Raw genomic sequence first — 15,064 nt, 5'->3', positions numbered from 1 at the left:
CATGATTACAGAACTTGGTCACTTCGCGCTGATACTCGCCTTTCTCGTCGCCATCGTTCAGACGGTCATTCCGCTGATAGGGGCGGCGAAACGGTGGACTGGCTGGATGTCCTTTGCAGAAACGGCCGCTATTGCACAGTTTCTGTTAGTCGCCTTCTCTTTCGCGGCGTTGGTCTGGGCCTTTACCACCTCTGATTTCTCATTGCGGATAGTGGTTGAAAACAGCCATTCCGCCAAACCGATGCTGTATAAAATCAGCGGCACGTGGGGCAACCACGAAGGGTCAATGTTGCTGTGGGTCTTGATCGTCGCAGTTTTCGGGGCCATGGCCGCTTTTTTTGGCGCAGGGTTACCTCCGACGCTCAAAGCGCGCGTGCTGGCGGTTCAGGCGGCCGTAGGGGTGGCGTTTTACGCGTTTATCCTGCTCACCTCGAACCCATTTGACCGTCTGATTATCGCCCCGTTCGATGGGCGGGACCTCAACCCATTATTGCAAGATCCAGGTTTGGCATTCCACCCGCCGTTTCTGTATCTGGGCTATGTCGGCCTGAGCATGGCATTCAGCTTTGCAGTGGCCGCGCTGATCGAAGGGCGCGTGGATGCCTCTTGGGGGAGGTGGGTGCGTCCCTGGACGCTGGCCGCATGGATTTTTCTGACCATTGGGATCGCGCTTGGATCCTGGTGGGCCTATTACGAGCTGGGCTGGGGCGGGTTCTGGTTCTGGGATCCGGTCGAAAACGCTTCTTTCATGCCGTGGCTATTGGCGGCAGCCCTGTTGCATTCTGCTATCGTGGTCGAAAAGCGTGAAGCGCTGAAGAGCTGGACCATCCTTCTGGCGATCATCGCCTTTGGCTTTTCGCTGATCGGGACGTTCATTGTGCGATCGGGGCTTTTGACTTCGGTACATGCCTTTGCCAATGATCCTGAACGTGGCGTGTTTATCCTGATCATTCTTGTGGTCTTCATTGGCGGTGCGTTGACACTCTATGCGGCACGCGCGCAAGCGATGGAGGCCAAGGGCGTGTTTGGTATGGTCAGCCGCGAAAGCGCCCTGGTGCTGAACAATATTCTACTGGCGGTCAGCTGTTTCGTTGTGTTCTTCGGAACCTTGTGGCCGATGGTGGCCGAGATGGCATTTGATCGTAAACTCTCGGTCGGCGCGCCGTTCTTTAATGCGGCGTTCACACCGTTCATGGTTGCGCTGGGGATTGTATTACCGCTTGGTGCAATGCTTCCGTGGAAACGTGGAAAGCTTGGCAAGGCGGCGCATTCGTTGCGGTTCGCATTCCTTCTGGCGGTTGCGCTTGGCTTGCTCGTTTGGGTCATGCAGACCGGTCGCAGCGCATTGGGACCCGTGGGGCTGTTTCTGGGGGCCTGGATCACATTTGGCGCTATTGTGGACCTTTGGAGCCGTACTGGAAGAAAAAACAACCTGCAGCGTCTGTTCAGACTGCCCGGTGCCGATTGGGGCAAGGCTGCAGCCCATACCGGACTGGGGGTTACGATCTTTGCCATCGCCGGGCTGACCGCATGGGAGGTCGAGGATATCCGCGTTGCGCAGACGGGGCAGCCTTTCGAGGTTGGCCAGTTCACCCTGACACTTGAACAGGTTCGGAATGTCGAGGGGCCCAACTATTTCTCAACTACAGCCGATGTAAAGGTCGAACAGGCCGGTCGAACAATCGCAACACTGCATCCGGAAAAACGCGACTACCCAGTTTCAAGGATGCCAACGACTGAGGCTGCGATCGACTATCGGTTTCTCAGGGATCTTTACGTCGTCATTGGAGATCAGCAGACAAATGGTGGCTGGGTCGTGCGGACTTATATCAAGCCTTTAGCGAATTGGATTTGGGGCGGGTGCCTACTGATGGCGCTCGGAGGCGTTCTTAGCCTGTGCGACAGGCGTTTTCGCGTTGCGGCAGGCGCGCGTAAGACGCCGACGCAGGGGGTTCCGGCGGAATGAAACGGTTTCTACTGATACTACTTTTACTGGCAACGCCAAGCATGGCTGTCCAACCTGACGAGGTGCTTGATGATCCGATCCTGGAACAGAGGGCGCGGGATCTGAGTGCCGGCTTGCGCTGTCTGGTTTGTCGCAACGAAAGCATCGACGAAAGCAATGCAGGATTGGCCCGTGACCTGCGTCTGTTATTGCGCGAACGTCTGGTGGCCGGCGATACAGATCGACAGGCGATTGACTTTATCGTTGATCGCTACGGCGAATATGTTTTGCTAAGGCCAACAACGTCAGGATCGAACATCCTTTTGTGGCTGGCCGGTCCGATCATGCTTTTGATCGCTGTGGCGACTGGTTTCAGCTTTTTACGCAAAAGATCGGCAGAACAGGACCGAAGGGAAGGTGACGGCCTCCTTAGCGACGCCGAGAAAGAACGATTACGCGAAATCCTCAAAGATTGACCTTCGGTTCACCTTTTCCTTCATTGGAAATTGAGGCAGGGTCGCAGGCGCAGCGAACCTTGGAGGGGTGGATGGAATACGAAGCGATCCTGTTGGATATTGCGGATGATCTGGCAGTGGTAACTCTGAACCGCCCAGAGAAGTTGAACGCAATGACCGCTCAGTTGCGGGCCGAAGTCACGCACGCGATGAAACACGCTGCCACCCATGCCCGCGCGATTGTTTTGACCGGTAAGGGAAACGCTTTTTGCTCGGGTCAGGATTTAGGTGATGCCTCAAGCACCGGGAAGATTGATCTTGAGCGCACGCTGCGCGACGAATACGAGCCCATGCTTGAAGCAATCTATAATTGCCCGGTTCCAACAATCGCCGCAGTAAATGGCGCTGCTGCGGGGGCAGGGGCCAATCTGGCGCTATGCGCGGATATCGTGATCGCGACGGAGAGTGCTTATTTCCTGCAAGCTTTTGCCCGTATCGGCCTGTTGCCCGACGCTGGAGGCACCTGGTTTATGCCGCGCCAGATGGGGTTCGCCAAAGCCATGGGCGCTGCTCTTTTTGCCGATAAGATCAGTGCTCGTCAGGCCGACGACTGGGGCCTGATCTGGGAAGCCGTTCCCGACGCGGAGTTCGAAGCGCATTGGCGCAAGCGGGCCATGTATCTGGCCAAAGGTCCAACCTCAGGGTTTGGCGCCATCAAAAAGGCTATTCGCGGCACCTATGAAAACACTCTGCCGCAACAGCTCGAGGCAGAGGCGCATCTGCAAGGTGAATGTGGCCGCAGCCGAGACTTTTCCGAAGGCGTCGTTGCCTTCATGCAAAAACGCCCCCCGAAATTCGAAGGGCGTTGAGGTTGTCAGGCGCGGCGGCGTTTACGCACGCGCCGTTCCGGAAGGGCGGACTCGCCAGTCCCGTCAGTTGCGGATGAGAACGGGCCCAGCGCGTCTGTGATCTGATCAAGGGTTGGGCGTATACCGGACGGGGCACCGTCAAGCGCAGCTCTCATGTGCCGCAGATGCTCGGGCATTGTGCCGCAACATCCGCCGATAATGCTTGCGCCGGCCTCTCGCGCCATGGTCGCATAATGGCCCATCAGTTCCGGCGTGCCGTCATAATGAATATGTCCATCCACATATTTCGGAATACCGGCATTGCCTTTTGATATCAGCGGCCGTTCCGTACCTTGTGCGACAAATCCAAGGACAGTGCGCAGAATATCAGACGCGCCAGTCCCGCAATTTGCGCCAAAGGCAACCGGCGGGTTAGGGAGCGTTTCAACCAACTGAGCAAAGTCGGCGGATGTGACACCCATCATGGTGCGGCCAGCCGTGTCAAAGCTCATCGTGCCACACCAAGGCATATCGACCAGCGCAAAGGCTTCTGCCGCGGCCCTGAACTCTTCTGGGGCGCTGATGGTTTCGACCCAAAGAACATCGACACCGCCGTCCTTCAATGCCTGCGCCTGTTCGTGGAACATTTCCACGGCATCGGCATGGGACAGGGCGCCAACAGGCTGCATGATCTCGCCGGTTGGTCCGACCGATCCCGCGACGATAACCGGACGGTTGGCTTTGTCAGCAACCTCACGGCCAAGTTCTGCGCCTGCGCGGTTCAGTTCAGCGACCCGGTTCTGAGCCTCGTGCAGTTTGAGACGCGCAGATGTCCCGCCGAATGTGTTGGTCAGGAAAAGGTCGCTGCCTGCGTCCACCGAACCCTGATAAAGCGCGCGGATTTTATCCGGCGCATCCACGTTCCAAAGCTCGGGCGCGTCGCCCGACTGCAGGCCCATGTTGAATAGGTTTGTACCTGTTGCTCCATCCGCCAAAAGAGTCGTGTTGGAGTCCAGAAGTTTGCTGAGCGCATTTGTCATAAGAATATTCCGAAACTGTCGAGCCGCGCTAAAAATGCGAGACGCCCCGTGTCTCATGACCGGGGCGTCAAATCAAATTCATAAATCTCATGAAGATCATGAATATTGCGGGGAGACCTTAGTTGGTTTCGTTGAGAACCTGTGCTTTGGCCTCGACCAGAAACTCGGCCATTTTTGCGCGGATATCGTCATCCGAAGACAGATCCCCGAGATCGCCGGAAACTTTGCGCACGACATCTTCATGCCCGGTTTCTTCCAGGTCTGAAATCACAACGGATTTTGCGTATTCATCGGCTTCATTACCGGTTTTGCCCAGTTTTTCGGCCGCCCAAAGGCCAAGCAGTTTGTTGCAACGCGCCTGTGCTTTGAACTGCATTTCTTCATCATGGGCGAATTTTGCTTCGAATGCATTTTCGCGCTCGTCAAACGTAGTCATCAGTTGGACCCCTTGGGTTGGTAGTTCTTTCCTTAATGATATGACGATACGACGATCCGGGTGCAAGGTATTTGCGCTGCGTCAAAGCCTCTCGGTCCTCGGAACTTGCGGGAAGGTGGGGGTTGGACTAAGAGAGCGCCAAGGCGAAGGAACTTTTTCCCTCGCGACAGTCTGGAAAGGTCGCTCATGGCGCGTCGCAAGAAAATTTACGAAGGTAAGGCCAAGATTTTGTATGAAGGCCCTGAACCGGGTACAATCGTGCAGTATTTCAAGGATGACGCCACTGCCTTCAACGCTGAAAAGAAGGACGTGATCGACGGGAAAGGTGTGCTGAACAACCGCCTGAGCGAATACTTCATGAACGGACTGAATCAAATCGGTGTACCGACCCATTTCATCCGTCGCCTGAACATGCGCGAACAGTTGGTCCGCAACTGCGAAATCGTACCGCTTGAAGTTATTGTACGCAATTTCGCGGCTGGCACGATGTCCAAACGCCTTGGCATTGCCGAGGGGACACAGCTGCCGCGCCCGATAGTAGAATACTGCTACAAGGACGACGCGTTGGGTGATCCTCTTGTCACCGAAGAACATATCGCCGCCTTTGGCTGGGCCAGCCAGCAGGACATGGAAGACATTCTTAGCCTCGCATTGCGGGTGAATGATTTCATGAGCGGTGTGATGCTGGCGGTTGGCATTCGTCTGGTCGATTTCAAAATTGAAATCGGTCGCGTCTATGAAGGTGACTTCCAGCGCCTGATCATAGCGGATGAAATCAGCCCAGACAGCTGCCGTCTTTGGGATATCGAAACCGGCCAGAAGCTGGACAAGGACGTGTTCCGCCGCGACTTGGGCAGCCTGACCGACGCCTACTCGGAAGTTGCGCGTCGCCTAGGCGTTCTGCCGAAAAGCAATGTTTCCAAACCGACCCTGATCAACTGATCGAAAGCCGAAGAAAAACGCAAAAACGCCGCCAATACCGGGCGGCGTTTTTTAATTGAGATAGGGTATTTGACAGGGCCGCAGCTTGTCCGGCATTGTCTGTTGAACAAGCGTAATCGGGTGAACAAAAATGGCCGAGCTATTTGATCAGGCAGTATTTTTAAAGTTCCTCGCTGCGCTGCTGGCGATTTTCAACCCGCTATACGGCATCCCGATCTTCCTCAGCATGACCGAGGGGTACAGCCCGCCAGAACGTAAACGCGTTGCAATGGTTGTGACAGCCACGATTGTGATTGTATCACTGATTTCGGTACTGATCGGCGAAGAAATTCTGGCGCTTTTCGGTATCGACATTCCGTCTTTTCGCATCGCTGGTGGGTTGATCATTCTTGGGGTTGGCATGTCGATGCTGAACGCGTCTGACCGGTCAGAAAGCGATCAGAAAGCCGTTAAAGATGGCGCGCAGAAGAAGAACATTGCGGTTGTTCCCCTGGCTATCCCGTTGACGATTGGGCCCGGCACTATCGCGACAACCATTGTGTTCGCGCATAGTTTGCCCGACGGCGCCGAGGTAGTAACATTGGGGGCGGCCGTTTTGATTGCCTGCGCTATTGTCGGGCTGGGATTGTTATTCGCTGACCCTATTTCCAGGTTCTTTGGGCCGACAATGATCAATGTGATCACCCGTGTTATGGCCATCATTTTGGTTGCCGTAGCGGTTGAAATGGTTCTGACAGGGACCTTCAACGCAATAGATACGCATTATCCCGCGCTAAAGGGGTCCGGGTAGGTGCTGACAAGGGTTGTCGAACGCCGACAGTCGCGCTATCCCCGCGCACAACGGAACGGGCCTCAAATACCGGCCCTCAGCTGGAGTTGCAGTAAATGAAAGCACGTGTGCATGTGATGCTGAAAACCGGGGTACTTGACCCGCAGGGTGAAGCGGTGCGCCACGCATTGGGTGCCATGGGTTTTGATCAGGTTGAAGGCGTCCGTCAGGGCAAGGTGATTGATCTTGAACTCGCCGAGGGTGCGACGGAATCGGACGTCACCGAGATGTGCGAAAAACTGTTGGCTAACACGGTCATCGAACGCTACGAGATCGAACTGGTCTGAACCGCTTGTAGGAGGGCTAGCCATGCGCGCAGCTGTCATCGTTTTCCCCGGTTCCAACTGTGATCGGGATCTTGCCGTTGCCTTTGAACAGGCCGGATTCCAGGTAGACATGGTCTGGCATAAAGATGCCGCTCTGCCCAAGGGCGTGGACATTGTCGGTGTCCCCGGCGGGTTTTCTTATGGAGACTACCTGCGCTGCGGAGCGATTGCCGCACAATCCCCGATCTGCAAGGCCGTGGTCGACCACACCGAGCGGGGCGGATACGCCGTTGGTATCTGTAACGGGTTTCAGATCCTGACCGAGACCGGAATTCTGCCCGGCGCTCTGCTGCGCAATGCGAACCTGAAATATATCTGTCGTACTGTAGGCCTGAAGGTCGCAACCAGCGACAGCGCCTTTACCCAAGGCTATAACGCTGGCGATGTGATCGGCATTCCGATTGCACATCATGATGGAAACTATTTCGCGGATGAGGCTACATTGTCCGCGCTCAGGGATCACGACCGGATCGCATTCACCTATACCGAGAATCCGAACGGCTCGGTTGGCGACATTGCGGGCATTCTGTCTGAAAACCGCCGTGTTCTTGGTATGATGCCGCATCCCGAACGAGCGGCAGACGAAGGGCATGGTGGCACCGATGGAACGGCATTGTTTCGCGCATTGTCGGGCATCGTCGCACCTGCGTGACTTGAGCTTGCATCTTAGCCCGCGTAACTTTCGGGGATGAGTTCCGACACACGCTCTACCTGGTCTGCACTGTTCAAACCGCTCCGCGCTGCGCCTCTTGGCTGGCCTTTGCGCGCGGCTGTTCTGGTGCTTTTGCTGGCAACGGTTGCGACGATATGGATAACCAACAGTCTGCTGACGGATCGGTTTACTGAATCCACGCGAAACCGCGCCGAGCTGCGCCTTGCGCTGTATTCCGGAAACCTGCTGAGCGAGCTGCGCAGAAATGCGATTGTACCGCAGCTGCTGGCGCGGGATCCGACGCTGATCTCGGCGTTGCAATCCAGCGATTTTACACTGTCTACGCAGCGACTTATTTCTTTTGTCGAAGAGATAGGCGCCGCATCCTTGATGCTTTTGGATCGGGATGGCCGATCTGTTGCCGCAACTGATCGCAACCGGTTGGGCGAGACGCACCGGAACGCGCCGTATTTTGTAGATTCCATTCGGTCAAACTCGACCATCTTCACCGTGATTGAAAAGGAATCCGGTGGTTACAGCTTTATCTATTCGCGCCGGATGGAGGCCTCGTCGGACATCCTTGGGGTCATAGTCGTCGAGGTTGATTTGCAAAAATTTGAGCGCGCCTGGGCAGGTATCTCCGATGCTGTTCTGGTCGCTGACAGTACGGGCACCATTATTCTGTCAACCGAACCGCAATGGCGCGGAGTAGAGGAGGGGGCTGCCATGCTGCGGCAGCCGCCGCAAAGTGCCATCCAGCGCGCTATCAGGGCCACGACCGATTGGACGGCTCTGCCCCCCGACGCCTATTTACAGGGCGAGGCGGTGATCCGCATGGAGACACGCATTCCATTCCGCGGCTGGACCATGACCTCGTTCACGACCTACGCCTCGATCCGTGAGAAGGTAAACAGCGTTCTTGCATTGGAAATCATGGGTTTTGCGATTCTGTTGGCGCTTGCCTTCTATGCGCTCAGCCGTAGGGCCACGTTCAGAATGGCCTTGTTCCAGCGCGAGTCGGCAGAGCTTCGCGCATTGAACGCAAGGCTACAGCGGGAAATCGCTGAGAGGGAACGGGTTGAAAAGACGCTGGAAGTAGCCGAGCAGACGCTGGCCCAAAGCTCGAAACTCGCGGCCCTGGGCGAGATGTCTGCGGCCGTCAGCCACGAGCTGAATCAACCTTTGGCTGCAATGAAGACCTATCTTGCCGGCGCGCGTTTGCTGCTGCGACGGAACCGCCCCGAAGAGGCGCTGGCCAGCTTTGGCCGCATCGACGGTCTGATTGAACGAATGGGCGCAATAACACGCCAGCTCAAGTCCTATGCCCGCAAGGGTGCGGATGCGTTTTCACCAGTTAACCTTGGCGAAGCGCTCGCTTCATCCCTCTCAATGATGGAGCCGCAACTGCGTCAGAGGCACGTCAAGATTACGCAGATACTACCGGAAGAAACCGTACTGGTCATGGGCGACCGCATGCGGATCGAACAGGTGATGGTGAACCTCTTGCGTAATGCCTTGGACGCCACCAAGTCTGTATCGGAACCGGATGTTGAAATCATACTGGCCGCGGGTGACCAGGCGGTGCTGACTGTACGCGATAACGGCTATGGGATTGAAGACATCGAAAACCTGTTTGAACCGTTCTACACGACCAAACAACCCGGCGATGGAGTCGGTCTGGGGCTTGCCATCTCATCCGGTATCGTGAACGACCATGGGGGACGGCTGACCGCGCGCAACAGCCAGCACGGTGGCGCGGTGTTTGAGATGCAACTGCCGATACTTGGAAGCGATGGCCTTGAGGCCGCTGAATAACGAGGAATGAAAATGGCACAGGCCATGAAAATCGCCATTGTTGATGACGAACAGGACATGCGCCAGTCGATCAGCCAATGGCTGGCACTGTCGGGATATGACACTGAAACCTTTTCCAGTGCCGAGGATGCACTGAAAGTTCTGGGTCCGGATTATCCGGGTATCGTCATATCGGACATCAAGATGCCTGGTATGGACGGTATCCAGCTGTTGAAAAAGCTGATGGGCGCGGACAGCACCTTGCCGGTGATCATGATCACAGGCCACGGTGACGTGCCAATGGCGGTTGAGGCCATGCGCGTGGGCGCGTTTGATTTCCTGGAAAAGCCGTTTAACCCTGATCGGATGTCCGAACTGGCCAAACGTGCCAGCAACGCCCGCCGGTTGACGCTGGACAACCGGGCCCTGCGCCGCGAGCTGTCCGGTGGCACTCAGATCATGAACAAGCTTATCGGTGCCAGCCCCGTGATGGAGCGCCTGCGTGAGGATATTCTGGATCTGGGGCAGGCCGACGGTCATGTTCTGATCGACGGAGAGACCGGCACCGGCAAAACTCTGGTCGCACATGCGTTGCATGCCGTTGGCAGCCGCGCCGGCAAGAAATTTGTCCTGGTTTCCTGTGCCGCGCTTGAGGAAGAGGCGTTGGGGAAGCGTCTGTTCGGCCCGATGATGCCCGAAGACAGCCAACTGCCCGCGATTGAAGAAGCCCGGGGTGGAACCCTGGTTCTGGAGGATGTCGAGGCGCTCAGCGATACGCTTCAGGCGAAACTGCTGAGTGTCATGAACGATCAGGGCACGCCTGCTGAAACCCGCATCGTCGCCATTTCCAACCTTCAGGAAGCTGGGAAAACCAGCGAGGACGTTCTGCGCCCCGATCTCTTCTACCGGCTTGCAGCGTTGCGGATCACAATGCCGCCGCTGCGTCAGCGCGGCGAAGACATTCTGACCCTGTTCACACGGCTGAGCGAGCAATTCGCCGAAGAATACGGCTGCGATGCACCTCAGGTCAGTGCGCAAGAGGCGGCTCAGCTTTTGCAAGCGCCGTGGCCCGGAAACGTACGGCAGCTGATAAACATCGCGGAACGTGCCGTGCTGCAATCCCGTCGCGGATCGGGGACGATCGCGTCTCTGTTGATGTCTGATCACGAAGAAATGCAGCCCGTGATGACGACCGAAGGCAAGCCGCTCAAGGAATATGTCGAGGCATTCGAGCGGATGCTGATCGACAATACCATGCGGCGGCATAAGGGGTCGATTGCCTCGGTTATGGATGAACTATGCCTGCCGCGTCGGACATTGAATGAGAAGATGGCCAAATATGGCCTGCAACGTTCCGATTACCTGTGACGGGCTTGCGGCGATGCCTTTGTCGCCCTTTGGGTGATACCAAGTAATGTTTTTAGCTGGATAACGAGATCCCGACCGGTGGTCGGGGTCTTCAATGCAGTTTGCCCATTGTCTTTTCCACAGGACTGCTTTTATTGTAACCAGACGGGCCGGGCGGATTTGACGCCGAAAAGTCCCGATCTTTGAGATTCGCTGCTACGCCACTGGTGGAGACCAGGTCCCACACTGGCCAAGCAGACCGATTGTGCCCCTTAACGGGGTGATTGAACGCCTGAGCCCGCAGAAAAGCGGGCGAAAGGAATAAATGGGCAGGCAGCGGTCGTTCGCGCCTGTCGGAGAAGAACCGCGATGACGCGCGCGCAACGACTGAGTGTACGGGCAGGGGGCCACAGTGCCAGACCCTGCAGCGCGCCGTCTGAAATCGCCCTGACAAGACACCACCCCAAAAGCACCTGTCCTCCTGGACGGGTTAGGACAACGCGTTTGGCGCGGTGCACCAAGGAAACATGGCTAAGAAAATGCTTATCGATGCCACCCACGCGGAAGAAACCCGCGTCGTGGTGGTTGACGGAAACAAGGTCGAGGAATTTGATTTTGAATCCGAAAACAAACGTCAGCTTGCTGGCAACATATATCTAGCAAAAGTTACACGGGTCGAACCCTCGCTGCAGGCAGCTTTTGTTGACTATGGCGGAAATCGCCACGGATTCCTGGCGTTCTCCGAAATTCATCCCGACTATTATCAGATTCCCGTCGCTGATCGCGAGGCTCTGATGGAAGAAGAGCGCGCCTATGCCGAGGCAATGCGTGCGCGTGATGAGGCTGAGGAAACCAAGCCCAAAAGACGCCGTTCGCGCTCGCGCGCCAAGGCCGCCGATATCAAATCGGATGATGCAGTGGAATCGGTCGAGGTCTCGTCCGAACCCACAGGCATGGAAACGATTGACCTGGATGAGAGCGATGAGGCCAATGATCCTTCTGTAGAAGAAGGAACATCTCCGGCCGATCATGTGGCAGAAACTCCGGTAGAAGAGCCGACGGACGAACCGGAGGCGGAAGAAGCAACCGCAGAAACTGAAGACGCGCCTGCGGAAGAAGTCGACCAATCAGATGCTAGCGCTGATCAAGTCGGCACGGACGAAGAGGCCGGGGCGCAGGAAAGCGCCGCGACTGAGACGGACGCGGATGACGCGACAAGCGCTGAAGCCAACGCCGATGACGCCCCTGACGAGGTTGGCGACGACGAAGAAGAAAACACCCGTACGGACGCCACCGCAAAAGACGAGACTATTGAGTCGGTTGCCGACGAAGATGACAGCGAAGACATCCGTCCACCGCGCAAACCACGCGCGCGCCGGTACAAGATTCAAGAAGTCGTCAAAGTACGCCAGGTTCTGCTTGTGCAGGTCGTCAAGGAAGAGCGTGGCAACAAAGGTGCAGCTCTGACCACTTATTTGTCACTTGCTGGCCGATATTGTGTTTTGATGCCGAACACCGCGCGGGGCGGCGGCATCAGCCGTAAGATTACCAACGCGCCTGATCGCAAAAAGCTTAAGGAAATTGCGGCTGAGATTGACGTCCCGACAGGGGCGGGTCTTATCATTCGGACCGCCGGGGCGAAACGCACCAAATCCGAAATAAAGCGCGATTACGAATATCTGCAACGTATGTGGGAACAGATCCGCGAGCTGACGTTGAAATCCATCGCGCCTGCGAAGATCTATGAAGAAGGCGACCTGATCAAACGGTCGATCCGCGATCTCTATAATCGCGACATCGACGAGGTTTTGGTCGAAGGCGAAGGCGGATATCGCATCGCCAAGGACTTCATGAAAATGATCATGCCGTCGCACGCCAAGAATGTGCAGCGGTACGAAGACGCGCTGCCATTGTTCGCGCGCTATCAGGTGGAAAGCTATCTGGCGGGGATGTTCAACCCGACGGTACAGCTGAGATCGGGTGGCTATATCGTGATCGGCGTAACCGAAGCGCTTGTCGCGGTCGATGTGAACTCGGGTCGGGCAACCAAAGAGGGTTCGATCGAGGAAACGGCACTGAAGACCAACCTTGAGGCCGCCGAAGAGGTGGCTCGCCAGTTGCGCCTGCGTGATCTGGCCGGTCTGATCGTCATCGACTTTATCGATATGGACGAGCGGAAGAACAACGCCGCTGTCGAAAAACGCCTGAAAGAAAAACTGAAAACAGACCGTGCGCGCATCCAGGTTGGTCGCATATCTGGTTTTGGTCTGATGGAAATGAGCCGACAGCGCCTGCGTCCCGGTATGTTGGAGGCAACGACACAGCCTTGTCCGGCCTGCCATGGCACCGGCCTGATCCGTTCGGATGACAACATGGCGCTGAGCATTCTGCGCCAGATCGAGGAAGAAGGCACGCGCCGTCGCTCACGCGAGGTGCTGGTGCGCTGCCCGGTCAGCATCGCCAACTTCCTGATGAACCAAAAGCGCGAGCATATCGCACAGATTGAGGCGCGCTATGGTCTGTCGGTTCGCATCGAAGGGGATGTGCATCTGGTAAGCCCTGATTTCTCGATGGAGAAGTTCAAGACCGCCAGCCGGATTGTTCCCGAAGCCAGTGCGCCGGTTGTATCGGTTGATGCCACGCTGATGGAAATGGTCGACGCCTCTGAAGAAGAGACCGTCGAGGAAGAAACGCCGCAGGCTGAAGATGAAACCAAACCCAAGCGCAAGCGCCGTCGGCGTCGTCGCAAGAAGGGCAATGGTGGTGCCGAGGGGCAGGATTCTAACGGGCAGGAGGCTGATGAAGATACAGCTGAAGCGTCCGAGGAAGCTGTGGAAGAGCCTGCAACAGATGCCGTAGTAGCGGTGGAAGAGACGCAGGAAGAAGCGCCTGCCAAGCCTAAACGCCGCCGGGCTCCGCGTCGCAAGAAGAAGGACGCCGAAGATGCCGAGACGATAACCGAACAGGTCGTCAAAGCTGAACCAGAGGCCAAGGTCGAAGCTGAAACGGAAGCTCCGGCAGAAATCGAAACTGTCGAAGCCGAAGCAGCACCCAAACAGGAAACGGTTTCGGAAACTGCCGTGCCGACAGAAGAAACGCCGGAAGCGGCAGAGCCTGTTCAAGAGGTTGTTGCGGTTGAAGCCACTGAGGAACCAGCAGTAGAAGTCACAGAGCCTGTGCTGGAAGTGGTTGCGGATGAACCGGAAACGCCATCGGAGCCTGCCAAGCCAAAACGGCGCGGTTGGTGGTCGTTGGGCCAGTAAGTTGAAAAGGCGGGCCTCAGAGCCCGCCTTTTTATTTGATAGGTCTCAAACGGACTTCTGGATGGTGTAGACCTGATGCCCGTCAGATTCTTCCTGTGACAGCAAGAGATGTCCACTTTCCATGCAGAAATGTGGAACATCAATGACTGCAGCGGGATCATCCGCCAGCACTTTCAAGACCGCTCCCGCGGGCATTGACTTGAGCCGTTTACGGGCCTTCAGGACGGGCAGAGGGCACAGCAGCCCCAACGCGTCCAGTGTCTCGGTTTGGTTTGACATGTACCTGAGATATTTCCACTTTCAGACGGTGTCCAGCGTGCAACCACGAGGATGTGACCGAATGGCCCCGTGACGCGGGCGACTTCATGACATATGTGCTGAAACATGTTCGGAATTGATATCATTGACGCAGGGCTGTTGCCCGCCATGTTCATCGCATTGCTCGGTGGGTTGATTAGCTTTTTATCGCCCTGCGTGCTGCCGATTGTGCCGCCCTATCTCGCCTATATGAGTGGCGTCACGATCAACGAGATGCAGGATGAGGCCCGTGCACGCAGAAAGGCGACACTTTCGGCGCTGTTCTTTGTTATGGGGCTGTCCACGGTGTTTCTGTTGCTTGGCTTCACAGCCTCTGCGTTTGGGGCGTTCGTGCTGCAGAACCAGGTGCTGTTCGCCAAGATCTCGGGCGCGGTTGTCATCGTCTTTGGCCTGCATTTCCTGAACGTTTTCCGCATCCCATTCCTTGACCGTGAGGCCCGGATCGAAGCCGGCGACAGCGGCGGGTCGGTCTTTGGGGCCTATATTCTGGGTCTGGCCTTCGCCTTTGGCTGGACGCCCTGTATCGGCCCGCAACTGGGTGCGATCCTGTCGCTGGCTGCCTCCGAGGCATCCGTCGCACGTGGGACATTGTTGTTGGGCGTCTATGCAGCGGGTCTTGGCATACCTTTCCTGCTCGCCGCGATGTTCCTGAACCGATCCATGTCGGTGATGAACCGAATAAAGCCCCATATGGCACTGATCGAGAGGATCATGGGTGGCCTGTTGCTGTTTGTTGGTATCATGCTGATCACCGGCCTGTTCACTGAGTTCAGTTGGTGGCTGTTGGAAGCCTTCCCGGCGCTGGCAAACTTTGGGTAACCCTCTTATCTGACTTACTTTGGCTGTAATGCTGCGCTAACCTGCGTCGC

The 15,064-nt window shown here is 56.5% G+C and carries 14 protein-coding genes; 11 read left to right on the top strand and 3 right to left on the bottom strand.

Features of this window, described 5'->3' with window-relative positions; all coding sequences use genetic code 11:
* The first annotated feature begins 1 nt into the window (after nucleotide 1).
* The 3 genes from AC2FJ5_RS19045 (at nucleotide 2) to AC2FJ5_RS19035 (ending at nucleotide 3,269) form a co-directional block, all read left to right on the top strand.
* Nucleotides 2-1,966, top strand: coding sequence for a heme lyase CcmF/NrfE family subunit (locus AC2FJ5_RS19045; RefSeq protein ID WP_496693202.1), 1,965 nt, complete (start codon nucleotides 2-4; stop codon nucleotides 1,964-1,966).
* Nucleotides 1,963-2,421 (top strand): cytochrome c-type biogenesis protein, encoded by a 459-nt coding sequence (locus tag AC2FJ5_RS19040; RefSeq protein ID WP_496708417.1) that lies wholly within the window; start codon nucleotides 1,963-1,965, stop codon nucleotides 2,419-2,421. The genes AC2FJ5_RS19045 and AC2FJ5_RS19040 overlap by 4 nt, the downstream gene beginning before the upstream one ends.
* Nucleotides 2,422-2,492: 71 nt before the next feature.
* Nucleotides 2,493-3,269, top strand: a complete 777-nt coding sequence (locus AC2FJ5_RS19035; RefSeq protein ID WP_142633977.1) for an enoyl-CoA hydratase-related protein — start codon at nucleotides 2,493-2,495, stop codon at nucleotides 3,267-3,269.
* A 5-nt stretch (nucleotides 3,270-3,274) separates the two neighbouring features.
* Here the strand turns inward: AC2FJ5_RS19035 and bmt are convergent, their stop codons facing one another.
* Nucleotides 3,275-4,288 (bottom strand): betaine--homocysteine S-methyltransferase, encoded by a 1,014-nt coding sequence (bmt, locus tag AC2FJ5_RS19030; protein ID WP_271946964.1) that lies wholly within the window; start codon nucleotides 4,286-4,288, stop codon nucleotides 3,275-3,277.
* 118 nt (nucleotides 4,289-4,406) lie between these two features.
* Complete coding sequence (locus AC2FJ5_RS19025; protein ID WP_142633973.1) at nucleotides 4,407-4,724, bottom strand: DUF1476 domain-containing protein; 318 nt, start codon at nucleotides 4,722-4,724, stop codon at nucleotides 4,407-4,409.
* Nucleotides 4,725-4,910: 186 nt separating this feature from the next.
* Here AC2FJ5_RS19025 and purC point away from each other — a divergent pair, with 186 nt between their 5' ends.
* From purC to AC2FJ5_RS18990, 7 genes are all read left to right on the top strand, one after another.
* Nucleotides 4,911-5,666: a phosphoribosylaminoimidazolesuccinocarboxamide synthase gene (gene purC, locus AC2FJ5_RS19020; protein ID WP_271946969.1), complete on the top strand. Its 756-nt coding sequence runs from the start codon at nucleotides 4,911-4,913 to the stop codon at nucleotides 5,664-5,666.
* 130 nt (nucleotides 5,667-5,796) lie between these two features.
* Nucleotides 5,797-6,456, top strand: coding sequence for a MarC family protein (locus tag AC2FJ5_RS19015; protein WP_496794321.1), 660 nt, complete (start codon nucleotides 5,797-5,799; stop codon nucleotides 6,454-6,456).
* 95 nt (nucleotides 6,457-6,551) lie between these two features.
* On the top strand, nucleotides 6,552-6,782 hold the full coding sequence (gene purS, locus AC2FJ5_RS19010) for a phosphoribosylformylglycinamidine synthase subunit PurS (RefSeq protein ID WP_142633967.1): 231 nt from the start codon (nucleotides 6,552-6,554) through the stop codon (nucleotides 6,780-6,782).
* 22 nt (nucleotides 6,783-6,804) lie between these two features.
* The gene (gene purQ / locus AC2FJ5_RS19005) at nucleotides 6,805-7,473 is read left to right on the top strand and encodes a phosphoribosylformylglycinamidine synthase subunit PurQ (RefSeq protein ID WP_142633965.1); all 669 of its coding nucleotides are present in this window, start codon (nucleotides 6,805-6,807) and stop codon (nucleotides 7,471-7,473) included.
* Nucleotides 7,474-7,509: 36 nt separating this feature from the next.
* Nucleotides 7,510-9,288 carry a sensor histidine kinase gene (locus tag AC2FJ5_RS19000; RefSeq protein ID WP_496691283.1) on the top strand — a complete coding sequence of 593 codons (1,779 nt, stop codon included), beginning with the start codon at nucleotides 7,510-7,512 and terminating at the stop codon, nucleotides 9,286-9,288.
* A 12-nt stretch (nucleotides 9,289-9,300) separates the two neighbouring features.
* Nucleotides 9,301-10,635 carry a sigma-54-dependent transcriptional regulator gene (locus tag AC2FJ5_RS18995; protein ID WP_142633961.1) on the top strand — a complete coding sequence of 445 codons (1,335 nt, stop codon included), beginning with the start codon at nucleotides 9,301-9,303 and terminating at the stop codon, nucleotides 10,633-10,635.
* Between the two features lie 506 nt (nucleotides 10,636-11,141).
* Complete coding sequence (locus AC2FJ5_RS18990) at nucleotides 11,142-13,877, top strand: Rne/Rng family ribonuclease (RefSeq protein ID WP_496794320.1); 2,736 nt, start codon at nucleotides 11,142-11,144, stop codon at nucleotides 13,875-13,877.
* Between the two features lie 45 nt (nucleotides 13,878-13,922).
* On the opposite strand, the gene AC2FJ5_RS18985 is transcribed toward AC2FJ5_RS18990, so the two are convergent.
* The gene (locus tag AC2FJ5_RS18985; protein ID WP_496794319.1) at nucleotides 13,923-14,156 is read right to left on the bottom strand and encodes a sulfurtransferase TusA family protein; all 234 of its coding nucleotides are present in this window, start codon (nucleotides 14,154-14,156) and stop codon (nucleotides 13,923-13,925) included.
* Between the two features lie 105 nt (nucleotides 14,157-14,261).
* Here AC2FJ5_RS18985 and AC2FJ5_RS18980 point away from each other — a divergent pair, with 105 nt between their 5' ends.
* Nucleotides 14,262-15,014 (top strand): cytochrome c biogenesis CcdA family protein, encoded by a 753-nt coding sequence (locus AC2FJ5_RS18980; protein WP_271946989.1) that lies wholly within the window; start codon nucleotides 14,262-14,264, stop codon nucleotides 15,012-15,014.
* Nucleotides 15,015-15,064 lie beyond the last annotated feature (50 nt).

It is taken from the genome of Ruegeria sp. CDSA221 (genome assembly GCF_059611825.1).
Note: the sequence above shows the minus strand (reverse complement) of the source record. Positions and strands in the feature narration are given on the sequence as shown.

Bases quoted from the DNA above. Each gene is read 5' to 3' on its own strand.
- AC2FJ5_RS18990 (WP_496794320.1), top strand. From the start codon at position 11,142: ATGGCTAAGAAAATGCTTATCGATGCCACCCACGCGGAAGAAACCCGC.
- bmt (WP_271946964.1), bottom strand. From the start codon at position 4,288: ATGACAAATGCGCTCAGCAAACTTCTGGACTCCAACACGACTCTTTTG.
- AC2FJ5_RS19000 (WP_496691283.1), top strand. From the start codon at position 7,510: ATGAGTTCCGACACACGCTCTACCTGGTCTGCACTGTTCAAACCGCTC.
- AC2FJ5_RS19040 (WP_496708417.1), top strand. From the start codon at position 1,963: ATGAAACGGTTTCTACTGATACTACTTTTACTGGCAACGCCAAGCATG.
- purQ (WP_142633965.1), top strand. From the start codon at position 6,805: ATGCGCGCAGCTGTCATCGTTTTCCCCGGTTCCAACTGTGATCGGGAT.
- AC2FJ5_RS19035 (WP_142633977.1), top strand. From the start codon at position 2,493: ATGGAATACGAAGCGATCCTGTTGGATATTGCGGATGATCTGGCAGTG.
- AC2FJ5_RS19045 (WP_496693202.1), top strand. From the start codon at position 2: ATGATTACAGAACTTGGTCACTTCGCGCTGATACTCGCCTTTCTCGTC.
- purS (WP_142633967.1), top strand. From the start codon at position 6,552: ATGAAAGCACGTGTGCATGTGATGCTGAAAACCGGGGTACTTGACCCG.
- AC2FJ5_RS19015 (WP_496794321.1), top strand. From the start codon at position 5,797: ATGGCCGAGCTATTTGATCAGGCAGTATTTTTAAAGTTCCTCGCTGCG.
- AC2FJ5_RS18995 (WP_142633961.1), top strand. From the start codon at position 9,301: ATGGCACAGGCCATGAAAATCGCCATTGTTGATGACGAACAGGACATG.
- AC2FJ5_RS19025 (WP_142633973.1), bottom strand. From the start codon at position 4,724: ATGACTACGTTTGACGAGCGCGAAAATGCATTCGAAGCAAAATTCGCC.
- AC2FJ5_RS18985 (WP_496794319.1), bottom strand. From the start codon at position 14,156: ATGTCAAACCAAACCGAGACACTGGACGCGTTGGGGCTGCTGTGCCCT.
- AC2FJ5_RS18980 (WP_271946989.1), top strand. From the start codon at position 14,262: ATGTTCGGAATTGATATCATTGACGCAGGGCTGTTGCCCGCCATGTTC.
- purC (WP_271946969.1), top strand. From the start codon at position 4,911: ATGGCGCGTCGCAAGAAAATTTACGAAGGTAAGGCCAAGATTTTGTAT.